The organism is Streptomyces sp. PsTaAH-137, assembly GCF_003259365.1.
Classification (GTDB): Bacteria; Actinomycetota; Actinomycetes; order Streptomycetales; family Streptomycetaceae; genus Streptomyces.
Genome location: NZ_QLLY01000022.1, coordinates 14,560 through 28,754, shown reverse-complemented (window position 1 = coordinate 28,754; position 14,195 = coordinate 14,560). Strand labels below are relative to the sequence as shown.

The 14,195-nt window shown below is 72.1% G+C and carries 13 protein-coding genes; 2 read left to right on the top strand and 11 right to left on the bottom strand.

Annotated elements, in window-relative coordinates; translation table 11 throughout:
- Positions 1-126: 126 nt before the first annotated feature.
- The 8 genes from K377_RS34975 to K377_RS34940 all read right to left on the bottom strand — a co-directional run bounded on the left by K377_RS34975 (position 127) and on the right by K377_RS34940 (position 9,103).
- Complete coding sequence (locus K377_RS34975; RefSeq protein ID WP_111667654.1) at positions 127-489, bottom strand: MmcQ/YjbR family DNA-binding protein; 363 nt, start codon at positions 487-489, stop codon at positions 127-129.
- Positions 486-1,778 carry a hemolysin family protein gene (locus K377_RS34970; RefSeq protein ID WP_111667653.1) on the bottom strand — a complete coding sequence of 431 codons (1,293 nt, stop codon included), beginning with the start codon at positions 1,776-1,778 and terminating at the stop codon, positions 486-488. The genes K377_RS34975 and K377_RS34970 overlap by 4 nt, the downstream gene beginning before the upstream one ends.
- A complete protein-coding gene (gene ybeY / locus K377_RS34965) occupies positions 1,775-2,272 on the bottom strand; it encodes an rRNA maturation RNase YbeY (RefSeq protein WP_111667652.1) in 498 nt (165 codons plus the stop codon). The genes K377_RS34970 and ybeY overlap by 4 nt, the downstream gene beginning before the upstream one ends.
- A gap of 15 nt (positions 2,273-2,287) precedes the next feature.
- Positions 2,288-4,393, bottom strand: a complete 2,106-nt coding sequence (locus tag K377_RS34960) for a PhoH family protein (RefSeq protein ID WP_111667651.1) — start codon at positions 4,391-4,393, stop codon at positions 2,288-2,290.
- A gap of 175 nt (positions 4,394-4,568) precedes the next feature.
- Entirely contained in the window at positions 4,569-5,321 is a 753-nt protein-coding gene (locus K377_RS34955) for a GNAT family N-acetyltransferase (protein ID WP_111667650.1), read from the bottom strand.
- Positions 5,322-5,555: 234 nt separating this feature from the next.
- Positions 5,556-6,647 (bottom strand): carbohydrate kinase family protein, encoded by a 1,092-nt coding sequence (locus K377_RS34950; protein ID WP_111667649.1) that lies wholly within the window; start codon positions 6,645-6,647, stop codon positions 5,556-5,558.
- Positions 6,648-6,836: 189 nt separating this feature from the next.
- Complete coding sequence (locus K377_RS34945; RefSeq protein WP_111667648.1) at positions 6,837-8,132, bottom strand: glucarate dehydratase family protein; 1,296 nt, start codon at positions 8,130-8,132, stop codon at positions 6,837-6,839.
- Positions 8,129-9,103, bottom strand: a complete 975-nt coding sequence (locus tag K377_RS34940) for a 5-dehydro-4-deoxyglucarate dehydratase (RefSeq protein ID WP_111667729.1) — start codon at positions 9,101-9,103, stop codon at positions 8,129-8,131. The genes K377_RS34945 and K377_RS34940 overlap by 4 nt, the downstream gene beginning before the upstream one ends.
- 90 nt (positions 9,104-9,193) lie before the next feature.
- Here K377_RS34940 and K377_RS34935 point away from each other — a divergent pair, with 90 nt between their 5' ends.
- Positions 9,194-9,979 carry an IclR family transcriptional regulator gene (locus K377_RS34935; protein WP_111667647.1) on the top strand — a complete coding sequence of 262 codons (786 nt, stop codon included), beginning with the start codon at positions 9,194-9,196 and terminating at the stop codon, positions 9,977-9,979.
- 246 nt (positions 9,980-10,225) lie between these two features.
- Positions 10,226-11,593, top strand: coding sequence for an MFS transporter (locus tag K377_RS34930; RefSeq protein WP_111667646.1), 1,368 nt, complete (start codon positions 10,226-10,228; stop codon positions 11,591-11,593).
- On the opposite strand, the gene K377_RS34925 is transcribed toward K377_RS34930, so the two are convergent.
- The 3 genes from K377_RS34925 to K377_RS34915 are packed head-to-tail and all read right to left on the bottom strand — an operon-like array spanning position 11,536 to position 13,896.
- Positions 11,536-12,594 (bottom strand): adenosine deaminase, encoded by a 1,059-nt coding sequence (locus K377_RS34925; protein WP_111667645.1) that lies wholly within the window; start codon positions 12,592-12,594, stop codon positions 11,536-11,538. The two genes, K377_RS34930 and K377_RS34925, sit on opposite strands and share 58 nt — an antisense overlap.
- A gap of 23 nt (positions 12,595-12,617) precedes the next feature.
- The gene (locus K377_RS34920) at positions 12,618-13,526 is read right to left on the bottom strand and encodes a ribonuclease Z (protein WP_111667644.1); all 909 of its coding nucleotides are present in this window, start codon (positions 13,524-13,526) and stop codon (positions 12,618-12,620) included.
- Positions 13,527-13,542: 16 nt separating this feature from the next.
- Entirely contained in the window at positions 13,543-13,896 is a 354-nt protein-coding gene (locus K377_RS34915) for a histidine triad nucleotide-binding protein (protein ID WP_111667643.1), read from the bottom strand.
- Between the last annotated feature and the right edge of the window lie 299 nt (positions 13,897-14,195).

Below are 14,195 nucleotides of genomic sequence, written 5' to 3'. Positions count from 1 at the left end.
TTCCCTGGTAGGCGGCCCGGAGCGGCGGCGTCACAGCGCACCGTCAGTCCATTCTGCCGCTGCGCCCCAGCGTTGGCGAGGGGGAGTCGGGCCATTTCGGTGCGTGCCTGGTGGGACGCCCAGCCCTCACGCCCGGTCGAGCTTCAGCCGCTCCGCCCGCGGCAACCCCGCCACCACCAAGTCGTACGAGTCCTCGACCAGTTCACGGACGAAGGGCCCCGGCAGCTCCCCCACCACCACCGTGTTCCAGTGGCGCTTGTTCATGTGCCAGCCCGGCCGGACCGCGCCCTCGTACTCGCGGCGGAGCCGGATCGCGTCCTCGGGGTCGCACTTGAGGTTCACCGTGAGGGGCCGCGCGTCCAGGCTGGACAGGGCGAACATCTTGCCCAGGACCTTGAAGACCGACGCCTCCGGGCCGAACGGGAACTCCTCCACCGCCGCGTTGAACGACAGGCAGAGCGTGCGCAGCTTCTCCGGAGTGAGTGTCATTCGGTGTCCTCGGGCTTCGGGGCGACCGGCTCCACGAGGACCGTCACGATCTTGTTCCGGCGGCCCGCCGAGTCCTCCGCGGTCAGCCGCAGCTCCCGCCCGTCCGGCAGCTCCACCTGCGCCGACGCGCCCGCGATCGGCACCCGGCCGAGCGCCTTGGCGAGCAGTCCGCCGACCGTCTCCACGTCCTCGTCGTCGTACTCCTCGATGCCGTACAGCTCACCGAGGTCGCCGATGTCGAGGCGCGCGGTGACCCGGAAGCGGTCGTCGCCCAGCTCCTCCACCGGCGGGAGTTCCCTGTCGTACTCGTCGGTGATCTCGCCGACGATCTCCTCCAGGATGTCCTCGATGGTGACGATGCCGGCCGTGCCGCCGTACTCGTCGATGACGACGGCGACGTGGTTGCGCAGCTGCTGCATCTCGCGCAGCAGGTCACCGGCGTTCTTGGTGTCGGGGACGAAGGCCGCCGGGCGCATCGCCGTCGAGACTAGCTCGGCCTCCGCGTCCCGGCTGATGTGCGTCTTCCTGACCAGGTCCTTCAGGTAGACGATGCCGACGATGTCGTCCTCGTTCTCGCCGACCACGGGGATGCGGGAGAAACCGGAGCGCAGGGCCAGGGTGAGCGCCTGGCGGATCGTCTTGTAGCGCTCGATGACGATGAGGTCGGTGCGCGGCACCATGACCTCACGGACCAGGGTGTCGCCCAGCTCGAAGACGGAGTGCACCATGCGGCGCTCGTCGTCCTCGATGAGCGACTCCTTCTCGGCGAGGTCGACCATGGCGCGAAGTTCCGCCTCGGAGGCGAACGGGCCGCGGCGGAATCCCTTGCCGGGCGTCAGCGCGTTGCCGATGAGGATCAGCAGCGGCGGGATCGGGCCCATGATCCGGGCCAGCGGCAGCAGGACGTACGCGGCGGCCGTCGCCGTGTTCAGCGGGTGCTGGCGGCCGATGGTGCGCGGCGAGACTCCGACGGCGACGTACGAGACCAGGACCATCACGCCGATCGCGACGAGCAGCGCCTGCCACGTCTCGGTGAACTGCTCCAGGCACGCGTACGTGACCAGGGTGGCCGCGGCCATCTCGCAGGCCACCCGGACCAGGAGTGCCACGTTCAGATAGCGGGTCGGGTCGGCGGCGACCTGGGCCAGCTTCGCGCTGCCGCGCCGCCCGGACCGGACGGCCTCCTCGGCGCGGAAACTCGATGTGCGGGCGATGCCGGCCTCGGCGCAGGCCGCCAGCCAGGCGACGACGACCAGGGCGACGGCGCCCGCGATCAGGGAAAGGCTCATGACACGGTCGGGGCCGGCGACGGACCCTCGATCCCCTTCTCCGCGCGCCAGCCGTCCACGATGGCCGCCTGGAGCCCGAACATCTCGGCCTTCTCGTCGGGCTCCTCGTGGTCGTATCCGAGCAGGTGCAGCACGCCGTGCACGGTGAGCAGCTGAAGCTCCTCGTCCATGGAGTGCTCCGTCGGCGCCTCCGCGCCCTGCTTCTTCGCGACCTCGGGGCAGAGCACGATGTCACCGAGGAGCCCCTGCGGGGGCTCCTCGTCGTCCTTCATCGGCGGACGCAGCTCGTCCATCGGGAAGGACATGACATCCGTCGGCCCCGGCAGGTCCATCCACTGCACGTGCAGCTGCTCCATGGCGTCGCCGTCCACGACGATCACCGAGAGCTCGGAGAGCGGGTGGATGCGCATCCGCGCGAGGGCGTAGCGGGCGATGTCGAGGATCGCCTGCTCGTCGACCTCGGTTCCGGACTCGTTGTTGACGTCGATCGACATGGCGCTGTTGGTTCTCTACTTCCCTCTGGGGCGGCCCTTGTGGGTGCCGTTCTCCGTGCCGTGCTCGGTGTCGTACTTCTCGTACGCGTCGACGATACGGCCGACCAGCTTGTGCCTCACGACATCCTGGGACGACAGGCGCGAGAAGTGCACGTCGTCGAGCCCCTCCAGGATCTCCTGAACCTGCCGGAGCCCGGACTTCGTGCCGTTCGGCAGGTCGACCTGCGTCACGTCACCGGTGATCACGATCTTCGACTCGAACCCGAGCCGGGTCAGGAACATCTTCATCTGCTCGGGGCTCGTGTTCTGGGCCTCGTCGAGGATGATGAATGCGTCATTGAGCGTGTTGTGCGTGAGCAGGTAGTCCTGCGTGACGTAGAGGGAGTCCTCCGCCGCCACCTGGATGCAGACCGTCTCCTCGCGCCCCGCGGGCTCGATCGAGTCGATGAAGCGCATCGGCCGTCCGCCTCCTCCGGCCGCACGGTACTTCTCGGCCTTGCGGGCGAGGCGGAAGGGCTCGATGCCTTCGGGAAGGCGGATGTCCAGGACGTGGCTGTCGTAGCGGTGGGCCGCCAGGGCGGTTCCCTGCTCACGGTCCCTCGCCAGCCGTCGTCGCGTGTAGGCGACACCGCCCAGCGACTGGACCAGGGCGATGACGTCGTCGCGCAGGATGATCGACGCGGTCGAATACTGGATCCGGCAGGTGCGGTCGGTCTGAGTGACCGGGCCGCCGTCGGAGTCGAGCAGTCCTTGGAGGACTGCGAGCCGCACCTCGGACGTGTTGTACAGGTAGTCGTCCGGGACGAACTTGGAGTGCGAGCGGGTGCCGATCAGGTCGAGCTGACGCAGCATGCCCGTCACGGGGTTCTCGATGGTGACGACGTCACCGGGCGACTTGATGCGGTTGAGCACGTAGTCCGGACCGGACTTGTGGCGCACCGTGACGCCCGGCAGAGCGTGCTCCAGCGCCTCCGCGAGCTCTTTGTCCTCCGTCGCGAAGGACGGAGTGGTGGAGCCTGTCAGGCATCCGTCGCCGAGCAGCAGCCCAAGCGCGTACGGGTCCATCGGTACGGCACGCTCTGGGAACTCCACCGGGGCCGTCAGCAGCGGCAGCTCGTACCTGCGGTAGTGCGCGGCCCGCAGATTGCCGATCATGTCCTGGGTTTCGAGGACCCGCCACGGCTTGTCGCGGCGCGCGTCGTCGCGCGTTCTGACCGTCCACAGGTGCTCGCCGCAGGCCAGGGTCCAGGAGCCGTCCTGGGCGGTGACGCGGTAGACGTCCTTCTCGCCCTGCGGGTAGACGCCGAGGACCGGAGTCGGTTCGCCGTCGGAGCCCATGACCAGATCGCCGACCTGAAGGTCACCGATGGGGCGCCAGCCGTCCGGCGTGAGGACGTTGGTGAACGTCGGCTGGGCGCGCCCGCGCATGTACGCCAGCGGTGCCACCTCGATCGTGCCCGCCGCCATCAGGCGCGGGATCGAGTCCGGGTCGAGCATGTCGTGCAGGGCGTCGTACAGCGGGCGCAGGTACGGGTCGATCTTCTCGTAGAGGGTGCCGGGCAGGAAGCCCAGGCGCTCGCCGGCCTCCACCGCGGGGCGGGTCAGGATGATGCGGTTGACCTGCTTGGACTGGAGGGCCTGGACCGCCTTGGCCATCGCCAGGTAGGTCTTGCCGGTGCCGGCGGGGCCGATGCCGAAGACGATCGTGTGCTTGTCGATCGCGTCGACGTACCGCTTCTGGTTCAGCGTCTTGGGGCGGATGGTGCGGCCGCGCGACGAGAGGATGTTCTGCGTGAGGACCTCGGCGGGGGTCTCCGCGCCGTCGCCCTCGCCGTTCTCCGTCGCTTTCAGCATCGCGATGGAGCGCTCCACGGCGTCCTCGGTCATCGGGGCTCCCGTCCTCAGGACCAGCATCATCTCGTCGAACAGTCGCTGGACGAGGGCCACTTCGGCGGGCTCTCCGGTCGCGCTGATCTGATTGCCCCGGACGTGGATGTCGGCCTCCGGGAAGGCCTTCTCGATCACTCGCAGCAGTGCGTCGCCGGATCCCAGGACCTCGACCATGGGGTGCTTGGCCGGGACGGTGAACTGCGCGCGGGCGCTGGATGGTGTCTGCGTCATGAGCCGGGCCGGTGGCCCTTGCTTCCTCCCCGTACGGGCTGGTGGAATCTGCGGGATCTTGCTGCGGGTGCTACACCGCCAAGGGTACGGCGCGGGTACGACAACGCCGAGCGGGTTTCCGGATACGGCCGGGGCGCCAGGGGCGGGCCCCGGCCGTGTCGGTGCCGGGTCCGCGTCAGACGTCGAGGCGTGCGTACCGGCGCGTGCCGCGCGGCCGGAACCCGACGCGTTCGTAGACGCGGCGGGAGTCCTGGCCGCCGTACTCCAGCCACACCGAGCCGGCGCCGCGTTCGTGGAGCATCGTGCGGGCCAGTTCCGCGGTGACGGCGGCGGCGATGCCCCGGCCGCGGTGGGCGGGGCGGGTGCCGACGCCGGCCAGTTCGGCGGTGCCCGCGGCGGGCGCGCTGCACAGGGCTCCCCCGGCGACGGTGCCGTCCGCGGCCCGGACGAGCCGGACGGCGCCGCCGGTCTCCGCGGTGCGGCGCAGCCGGGCCGCGCCCTCGTCGGACTGCGGGAACTCGCCTCCGAACGCCTCGGCGAGGGCCGCGTCGAGGGACAGGTAGTCGGCGTCCGTGGTCGGCGCTTCGACGGCCGGACCCGCCTCCGGCACGGCGAGCGTGTCGGGGGTGCACACGAGGTAGGTGTGCTCGGCCTCGGTGGTGAAGCCCGCCGCGGTGAGCGCGGCGGCGGCCTCGGGCGCGGCGTCCGGCGTGAACTCCAGGCGGGGTGTCAGGTCCCGCTCGCGGAACGCGGCGACGAGCGCCGCCACGTCGGCCGCGGTGGGGGCGGCGCCGGGCAGCGGGGTGGCGTAGTTGATGAAGGGGCTGGTGGTGTCCGGGTCGAAGCCGAGGACGAAGCCGCCGGTCTCCACGGGCGCCGGGCGGCGGCGCAGGTGGGTGACGGTGAAACGCTGGACGTCGTGGTCCATGGTGATGGTGGTTCCCTCACGTGAGAAAGGCGCACAACAGGGGGTGCGTGGGGCCGCCGTGAGGAGGGCGTGGGCGCCCGGTACCGAGCCGTGGAAGGCGGTCAGTACCGACGGCGGCCGCTGGAGGTCGCCGAGTTCATGGGCTTCAGTCCTTGGAGGATGAAAAGGCGTGATCGCCGCGGGATGGCGGCGGCCGTCACTTTCGCACGGCCGCCCGGCACCCGACAAGCACTTTTACGCGGACCGGCCGAAGCCGATGGTCGGCACCGCGCGCCGCAGCGGCCACGGCCGGGACGTCTCGGGCAGCAGCGGGTGCAGGAAGGCGTACCGGCTCAGCGCCGCCCGGTCCTGGTCCGCGTACGACCGCACCTGCTTCCACCATGCGGCGATCTCGGACCAGCCGGGCGCGGACAGGGAGCCGCCGAACTCCTGGACCGAGAGGGCGGCGGTGAGTCCGGCGAAGGCGAGGCGGTCGGCGAGGGGCCATCCTGCGAGGGTGCCGGTGACGAACCCGGCGACGAAGACGTCCCCGGCGCCGGTCGGGTCGAGCGCCTCGACCTCGATCGCGGGGACGGAGGCGGTCTCGCCGGTGCGGCCGTCGACGGCGTACGCGCCCTCGGCGCCGAGGGTGACGACGGCGAGCGGGACGTGTTCGGCGAGGGCGTGGGCGGCGGCGCGGGGGCAGGAGGTGCGGGTGTAGCGCATCGCCTCCTCGGCGTTGGGCAGGAACGCCTCGCACTGGCCGAGGTCGGGGAGCGCCGCCAGGTCCCAGCGGCCGGTGTCGTCCCAGCCGACGTCGGCGAAGATCCGGGTGCCGTGCCGGGCGGCCTCGCCCACCCAGGGTTCGTCGACGCCGGGGGCCAGGGAGGCGACGGCGGCGCGGGAGCGGGGCGGGCAGCGCGGGGCGGGCTCCTGGGGCGGCGGCTCGTGGCCGTGGCTCACCATGGTGCGTTCGCCCTCGTACGCCATGGAGACGGTGACCGGCGAGTGCCAGTCGGGGACGGTGCGCGAGTAGCCGAGGTCGATGCCCTCGCCCTGTTCGAGGGTGTCCCAGCAGTACTCGCCGTAGTGGTCGTCGCCGAAGGCCGCGGCGAGGGAGGTGTGCAGGCCGAGGCGGGCCAGGGCGGTGGCCATGTTGGCGACGCCGCCGGGGCTCGAACCCATGCCTCTTGCCCAGGACTCGGTGCCGCGCACCGGGGCCGAGTCGAGGCCGGTGAAGATGATGTCGAGGAAGACGGTGCCGGTCAGGTAGACGTCGCAGGGTGGGTCGGTGGCGGTGCGCAGGGGGGCGAGGGGGTCGGTTCGGGGCCTCTCTGCGAGCGGCACGGGGTCCTCCCTGGGGGTGCGGGTCCGGACAGTGTGCCTGAATCGCGGCGCGCCTCGTCGGACCCGTCAGCCCAACCGTCCCGCCGTCGTGGCTGGTCGCGCAGTTCCCCGCGCCCCTGAGCGAGCGCAGCTCGCTTCAGGGGCGCGGGGAACTGCGCGAGAAGAGGCCACCGGGCCGCGGACGGAGAACTACCAGCGCGGGACGGTGGGGGTCACCCACGACGGGTCCAGGACGCGCATCGCCGCCGCGTCGTCCCGGTCGCGCAGATGCGCGTAGGACGGGTCCAGCCACCGCCGGTGGAGGTGGGCGACCTTGTCGGGGTCCAGGGTGACGCCAAGACCCGGGGCGTCGGAGACGGTGACGCGGCCGGCGTCGAAGGTGAGGCGTTCCGTGAGGACGTCCTCGGACTGCCACGGGTAGTGGGAGTCGCAGGCGTGATGGAGGTTCGGCACCGTGGCCGCCACCTGGGTCATCGCGGCGAGGCTGATCCCGAGGTGGGTGTTGGAGTGCATGGAGATCCCGACCCCGAACGTGCGGCAGATCGCGGCCAGTTGCTGCGTGTTGCGCAGCCCGCCCCAGTAGTGGTGGTCGGAGAGGACCACCTGCACGGCGCCGGTGGTGAACGCCTCCTGGATCTCGGCGAACGTCGTCACGCACATATTGGTCGCGAGCGGCACCCCGGCCCGCGCGGCGACCTCGGCCATGGCGGGGGTGCCGAGCGCCGGGTCCTCCAGGTATTCGAGTACGTCCTTCAGCTCGGCGGCGACCTTGAGCGACGTCTCCACGGACCAGGCGCCGTTGGGGTCGAGCCGCAGCGGTTTGCCCGGGAACGCCTCGGCGAGCGCGCGGACGGCGGCGATCTCCTCGTCGGGCGGGAAGCAGCCGCCCTTGAGCTTGAACGACTCGAAGCCGTAGCGCTCGTGGAAGAGGCGGGCCTGGGCGACGACCCCGGCCGGGTCGAGCGCGGCGCCCCAGTCGTCGCGCTCGCCCGGGACGCCGGGCGGGTGCTCGGCGTTCTTGTAGAAGAGGTAGGCGCTGTACTCGACGGTGTCGCGCAGCTTGCCGCCGAGCAGGGCGTGCACGGGCAGGCCGAGCGCCTTGCCGAGCGCGTCGAGGCAGGCGACCTCGAAGCCGGAGACGACGGAGAGGCGGAGTTTGTCGGCGGTCTGGACGCCGCGGAGCCCGCCGACGTCGACCTGGTGGTCGACCCGGGACTCGTCGACGGAGACGGCGTCCGCGATGGTGAACAGGCCGTTCAGGTCACTGACTTGACGTCCTGTCAGCTTGTCGGCGAAGGGGCGGGCCAGCTCCAGGTACTTGGCGTCGCCGTACGTCTCACCGACACCGGTGACGCCGTCGGCCGTGACCACCTCGATGAGGAGCCGGGGCGTGTACGGCTGGTGCAGGCCCTGGGTGTTCAGCAGGGGCGGGTCCGCGACGAGGATCGGGGTGAGGCGGACGTCGGTGATCGTCAGATCGGTCATCGGGCGGCTCCGGAGAAGGGGGACGCGGAGGGTACGAGGTCGAGGCCGGCGGCGAGCACCCGCTCCAGGTCGGCGAGGTCGGCCGGGCCCGGGTCGGCGAGCGGGGCGCGGACCGGGCCGACGGGGCGGCCGCGCAGCCGGGCGGCGGCCTTGACGAGCGAGACGCCGTAGCCGGGGACGCGGTCGCGGATCTCGACGAAGGGCAGGTAGAAGTCGCGCAGCAGCCGGTCGACGCGGGGGTGGTCGGCGTCGCGCAGGGCGGCGAGGAAGGCGGCGGCGATCTCCGGGGCGAAGGCGTGCACGGCCGAGGAGTAGGCGGGGACGCCCACGGCCGCGTAGGCCCGTGCCTGGATCTCGGCGGTGGCGGCGCCGTTGAAGAACAGGAAGCCGTCGGGCGCGGCGAGGGTGAGGCGCTGGAGCCGGTCGAGATCGCTGTGGCCGTCCTTGAGGCCGATGACCGTGGGCAGGGCAGCGATCGACGTCAGGGATTCGGTGCTGAAGGCGACCTGGTCGCGCTGGTAGACGATCAGCGGGAGCCGGGTGCGCGCCGCGATCTGCTCCACCTGCGCCACGAGCCCGCTCTGCGGCCCGCTGACGAGGTAGTGCGGCAGGACGAGCAGGGCGTCGGCGCCCGCCTCCTCGGCGATGCGGGCGAAGCGGGCGGCCTGCGCCCAGCCGTAGCCGATCCCGGCGACGACGGGCAGCCGGCCCGCGCTCTCCTCGACGGTGGCCGTGACGACCTGCCGGTACTCGTCCTCGTCGAGGGAGAAGAACTCGCCGGTGCCGCAGGCCGGGAAGACCGCGCCGGGGCCGGTGGCCACCTGTGCGGCGACGTACTCCCGGTACGCGTCGAGGTCGAGCGAGCCGTCGGCCCGGAAGCTGGTCAGCGGGAAGGAGAGCACGCCGCGCTCCATCCCGGCTCGCAGTCGCTCCACTACGTCCATCGCGCCGTCTCCGTACGTAGATGACATCCACACATGTAGACGGAGATTAGATACACGAACACGCGGCGTCAATGGGGCGTCGAGAGGGAGACGGAGGCTCCGCCTTACGATCGGCCCATGTCTGAGATGCCGGGTGTCCGCGAGGTGAAGTCCGCGGCGCGCACCGTCGAGCTGCTGGACGTGCTCGCCGCCCGCGGCGACCGTCCGGCCCGCCTCCAGGAGCTGGCCGACGAACTGGGCGTGCCACGCAGCTCCATGTACGCGCTGCTGCGGACGCTGATCGCGCGCGGCTGGGTCCGCACGGACGTCACCGGCTCGCTGTACGGCATCGGTATCCACGCCCTGCTGACCGGCACCAGCTATCTGGACACCGACCCGTACGTGCGGATCGCGCGGCCCTTCCTCGACGAGGCGTCCGACGCGCTCGGCGAGACGATCCACCTGGGGCGGCTCGACGGCTTCGACGTCGCCTATCTCGCCACCCGTGAGTCGCACGAGTACCTGCGCACCATCAGCCGGGTCGGCCGCCGGCTGCCCGCGCACGTCGGCGCCCTCGGCAAGGCGCTGCTCGCCGAACGCGGCGACGACGCCCTCCCGCCCGGCCCGTACCCGTCCGCCACCGAGCACACCCGCACCACCCGCGAGGCGCTCGCCGCCGATCTCGCGGAGACCCGGGAGCGCGGCCACTCGGTCGACCGCGAGGAGGCCGTCGCGGGCATCGTCGGCTTCGGCTTCGCGCTGCGCTGCGCGGTCCCCGCGCACGACGCGATCAGCTGCTCGGTGCCGGTGGTGCGGCTGACGCCGGAGCACGAGGAGCGCATCGTGACGGTGATGCGGGAGATCCGCTCGAAGATCGAGACGGCGGCCCACCGAGGGGCGCCGGGCGCCCCCGACTGGCGCTGAACCAGGGGCGAAAAAGCCCTCGATTACCCGGCGACTCCAGCACCAAACCATATGTGTCTCAGGTCACAAGGCCCCGCCTTCTGTGCGGGGCCTTCGGCTTGATACAAATTGGCCGCACCCGACGTCCCCGGTTCGGTCCCGTTCGCAAAGACGTCGTGCTCCCCAACTCCCCTGCCTTACCACCCCCTTGCCCAAAAACAGCGTTCCCACGTGTCCTCGGCAAGGGGCCGTCCTACAGGAACGCCCGTGTCCTCGCGCACCCCCCGGCCCGCTCTCATAGCCCTCTTCACGGCCGGGTACCTCGCCGCTTATCTCCTGCCCACGGTTGTCGGCCGTCTCGCCGACAGCCTGCGCCTGAACCCCACCCAGGCCGGTCTCATCGGCAGCGCGCTGCTGCTGAGCTCGGCCACCGCGGGCCTCGGCCTCGCGACCCGCGTCGAGCGGATCGGAGCGCGCCGCGCCGCCCGCTCCGGGCTCCTCCTCGCGGCCGTCGGCTACGGCACCGCGGCGCTCGCCTCCTCCGTCCCGCTGGTCGTCGCGGGTGCGATGATCGGCGGCTTCGGCTCGGGCACCGCGACCGCGGTCGCCGCCACCGGGATCGCCGCCCAGAAGGACCCGCACCGCGCCTCCACGCTCGGCCTGCTGTCCGTCTCGGCGCTCGCCGGCGCCCTCTATCTCACGATCCCCCGGGTCAGCACCGGGCACGGGCTGCCGTTCGCGGCGCTGGCCCTGACCGCGCTGTGCGTCTGGCCCGCGACCCACTTCCTGTCCGGCCCGGCGGGCCCGGACAACAGCGCGGCTCCCGCGCCCAAGTCACCGCTCCCCTACGCCCGTTCGGGGATGGTCCTGGCCGCGGTCATCGTCTGCTGGTCGATGGCGCAGAACTCCCTGTGGGGCGTGAGCAGCCGTATCGGCACCCAGCAGGCGGGCCTGTCCGAGGTCGCCGTCGGCTCGGTCTTCGCGCTCGGGCTCGGCGCCGGGCTGCTCGGGGTGCTGGCCGCGGGCGCGCTCGGCGCCCGGCTCGGCCGCGCGGTCCCGATCGGCGCGGGCACGGCGGCCATCGCCTGCTGCATCGCGCTGAGCGCCCGCGCCGACGGCCTTGGGTCCTTCGCGTTCGGCGAGATCGCCTGGAACACCCTGTACCCGGTGGTGCTCTCCTACCTGCTCGGCCTCGCCGCGTCCCTCGACCCGCGCGGCCGCTGGGCGGTGCTGGTCGGCTCGGCGTCCTCGCTGGGCACGGCCTGCGGGCCGCTCGTGGGCAGTTCGCTGTCGCAGTCGGCGGGCTTCCCCGCGATGGGCGCGGTCCTCGCCACGCTGCTGCTCCTGCTCGCGGTGCCGCTGACCGCGGTGGCCCTGCACACCGGCGGACGCCCGCTGTTCGCGGGTGCGGCCAGGCGGCGCAGCGGTGCCCCGGTGGGCGCGATCGTCCCGCCGTCGGGTCTGCTGGAGCAGCCGGTGGTCGAGATCTCCGTGTTCGAGGTGCCCGCGGCCGTGTGCGAGGCCGGACCGGAGCCGGTCCAGGGCGAGTTCACGACGGCGGGCCCCGCGCAGTCGGGTCAGTCCGTGGCGTCGGCGCCCTCGTCGAAGGCGTACGCCTCGACCTCGGCGAGGTAGCGCGCCCGCAGCGCCTCCTCCTCGGCGCTGCCGTCCAGGAAGGACGCCACGAACGAGTTGCGGGCCAGTTCCCGCAGCCGTTCGTGGTCCAGGGCGAGCGCCTCGCCGACCGCGTGGAAGTTGTCCCCGGCGTAGCCGCCGAAGTAGGCCGGGTCGTCGGAGTTGACCGTGCAGACGAGCCCGGCGTCCATCATCGCGACGAGCGGGTGGTCCTCCAGGACGTCGATGGTGCGCAGCCGCACGTTCGACATCGGGCACAGGGTCAGCGGGATCCGGTCGCGCACCAGGCGGGCCACCAGCTCGGGGTCCTCCAGGGAGCGCAGGCCGTGGTCGACGCGCTCGACGCCGAGCAGGTCCAGGGCCTCCCACACATAGCTCGGGTCGCCCTCCTCGCCCGCGTGCGCGACCTTGCGCAGGCCCAGCGCGCCCGCGGCCTCGTACACCTCGCGGAACTTCGACGCGGGGTTGCCGACCTCGGCGGAGTCGAGCCCGACGCCGACGATCCTGTCGAGGTACGGCTTCGCCTCGTTCAGCGTCTCCATCGCCGACTCGGCGGACTGGTCGCGCAGGAAGCAGAGGATGAGCTTGGTGGTGACGCCGTGCCGCTCCTGGCTGCGGGCGAGCGCCCGCGACAGGCCCTCCACGACGGTCCCCATCGCCACCCCGCGGGCCGAGTGCGCCTGCGGGTCGAAGAAGATCTCCGCGTGCCGCACGCCCTGCGCGGCGGCGCGGGCGAGATAGGCGTCGGCCAGCGCCTCGAAGTCGTCCTCGGTGATGAGCACGGCCATCAGCGCGTAGTACAGGTCGAGGAAGGACTGGAGGTCGGCGAAGAGGTACGCCTTGCGCAGGGTCTCGGTGTCCGGGTACGGCAGGGTGATGCCGTTGCGGGCGGCGAGCTCGAAGGCCAGCTCGGGTTCGAGGGTGCCTTCGATGTGCAGGTGGAGCTCGGCCTTGGGGATCAGGGCGTGCGACCCGAGGGGCGCGAGTGGTGCGTGGGACATCCCTTCATCGTACGGCGCCCAGGTCAGCGGCGTTTGGGGACGGTGACGCGGTCCAGGTCCCGGGCGACCGTCAGCTCCCCCGCGAACCCGGCGGCCCGCGCCTGCCGGGCGAACTCGTCCGGGTCGGTGTAGCGCTGGCTGAAGTGGGTGAGCACGAGGTGCCGCACGCCCGCGTCCCGGGCGACGGCGGCGGCCTGCCCTGCGGTCAGGTGGCCGTGGTCGGCGGCGAGCCGCGCGTCCTCGTCGAGGAAGGTCGACTCGATGACGAGCAGGTCGCAGCCCTCGGCGAGCGCGGTGACGCCGTCGCACATCCGGGTGTCCATCACGAACGCGACCCGCTGCCCGCGCCGCGTCTCGCTGACGTCGGCGAGCGTGACCCCGTTCAGCTCGCCCGCCTTCTGGAGGCGGCCGATGTCCGGCCCGGTGACGCCGTGCGCGGCGAGCCGCTCGGGCAGCATCCGCAGCCGGTCGGGCTCGACGAGGAGGTACCCGTACGACTCGACGGGGTGCGACAGGCGGCGGGCCTCCAGGCGGTAGCCGGGCGTCTCGGCGAGCACCGCGCTGTCGCCGCTCACCGGTTCCTCGGTGATCCCGACCGTCTCGCGGTACGCGGTCGAGTACCGCAGCCGGTCGAAGAACCGCTGGCCCGACTTCGGGTAGTGCGCGGTGACCGGGTGCGGGACCCGGTCGAGGTTGATCCGCTGGATGACACCGGCGAGGCCGAGGCTGTGGTCGCCGTGGAAGTGGGTGACGCAGATCCGGTTCAGGTCGTGCGCGGCGACGCCGGCACGCAGCATCTGCCGCTGCGTGCCCTCACCGGGGTCGAAGAGGATGCCCTCGCCGTCCCAGCGCAGCAGGTAGCCGTTGTGGTTGCGGTGCCTCGTGGGCACCTGGCTCGCGGTGCCGAGGACGACGAATTCCCGTACGGACATCAGGGGTCGGCCGTGCTTATCCGGGGGGCCACTGGAGGCCGCGGCCGCCGAGGACGTGGGCGTGCGCGTGGAAGACGGTCTGGCCGGCGCCGCTGCCCGTGTTGAACACGAGCCGGTAGCTCTCCAGCTTCTCCTCCTTGGCGACCTCGCCCGCCTCGCGCAGCACGTCGGCGGCGATAGCCGGTTCCGCCGCGGCCAGGGACGCGGCGTCGGGGTGGTGGACCCGCGGGATCACCAGGACGTGCGTGGGGGCTTGGGGGTTGATGTCCCGGAAGGCGACCGTGGTCTCCGTCTCGCGGACGAGCGTGGCGGGGACGTCTCCCGCGACGATCTTGCAGAACAGGCAGTCCGCCTGGGCTTCGCCGGGCATGTTCCGTCTCCTTCACGAGGGGGTCGCGGCCTGGCCGCATGGTATCGATCACAGGCGTGGAGGGCGTCACCGGTCTCACCCGCCCCCGGCCCGGTGGGGGCTGGCCGCGCAGTTCCCCGCGCCCCTGGGTAGTTCATTCGCCTGCGGCCCGGCGGCCGCTTCTCGCGCAGTTCCCCGCGCCCCTGAGATGCGCACTTCGTGCGCCATCTCATCACCAGAGGCGCGGCGAAGCCGCAGCCTCTGAAGGGGAGGCGGCGCGAAGCGCCTGCCTCAGGGGCGCGGGGAACTGCGCGACCAGC

What these genes read in the sequence shown, in the direction of transcription:
- K377_RS34940 (WP_111667729.1), bottom strand. Translation starts at nt 9,103, where the DNA reads ATGTCATCTACGTACGGAGACGGCGCGATGGACGTAGTGGAGCGACTG.
- K377_RS34945 (WP_111667648.1), bottom strand. Translation starts at nt 8,132, where the DNA reads ATGACCGATCTGACGATCACCGACGTCCGCCTCACCCCGATCCTCGTC.
- K377_RS34955 (WP_111667650.1), bottom strand. Translation starts at nt 5,321, where the DNA reads ATGGACCACGACGTCCAGCGTTTCACCGTCACCCACCTGCGCCGCCGC.
- K377_RS34920 (WP_111667644.1), bottom strand. Translation starts at nt 13,526, where the DNA reads ATGTCCGTACGGGAATTCGTCGTCCTCGGCACCGCGAGCCAGGTGCCC.
- ybeY (WP_111667652.1), bottom strand. Translation starts at nt 2,272, where the DNA reads ATGTCGATCGACGTCAACAACGAGTCCGGAACCGAGGTCGACGAGCAG.
- K377_RS34925 (WP_111667645.1), bottom strand. Translation starts at nt 12,594, where the DNA reads ATGTCCCACGCACCACTCGCGCCCCTCGGGTCGCACGCCCTGATCCCC.
- K377_RS34960 (WP_111667651.1), bottom strand. Translation starts at nt 4,393, where the DNA reads ATGACGCAGACACCATCCAGCGCCCGCGCGCAGTTCACCGTCCCGGCC.
- K377_RS34975 (WP_111667654.1), bottom strand. Translation starts at nt 489, where the DNA reads ATGACACTCACTCCGGAGAAGCTGCGCACGCTCTGCCTGTCGTTCAAC.
- K377_RS34935 (WP_111667647.1), top strand. Translation starts at nt 9,194, where the DNA reads ATGTCTGAGATGCCGGGTGTCCGCGAGGTGAAGTCCGCGGCGCGCACC.
- K377_RS34970 (WP_111667653.1), bottom strand. Translation starts at nt 1,778, where the DNA reads ATGAGCCTTTCCCTGATCGCGGGCGCCGTCGCCCTGGTCGTCGTCGCC.
- K377_RS34915 (WP_111667643.1), bottom strand. Translation starts at nt 13,896, where the DNA reads ATGCCCGGCGAAGCCCAGGCGGACTGCCTGTTCTGCAAGATCGTCGCG.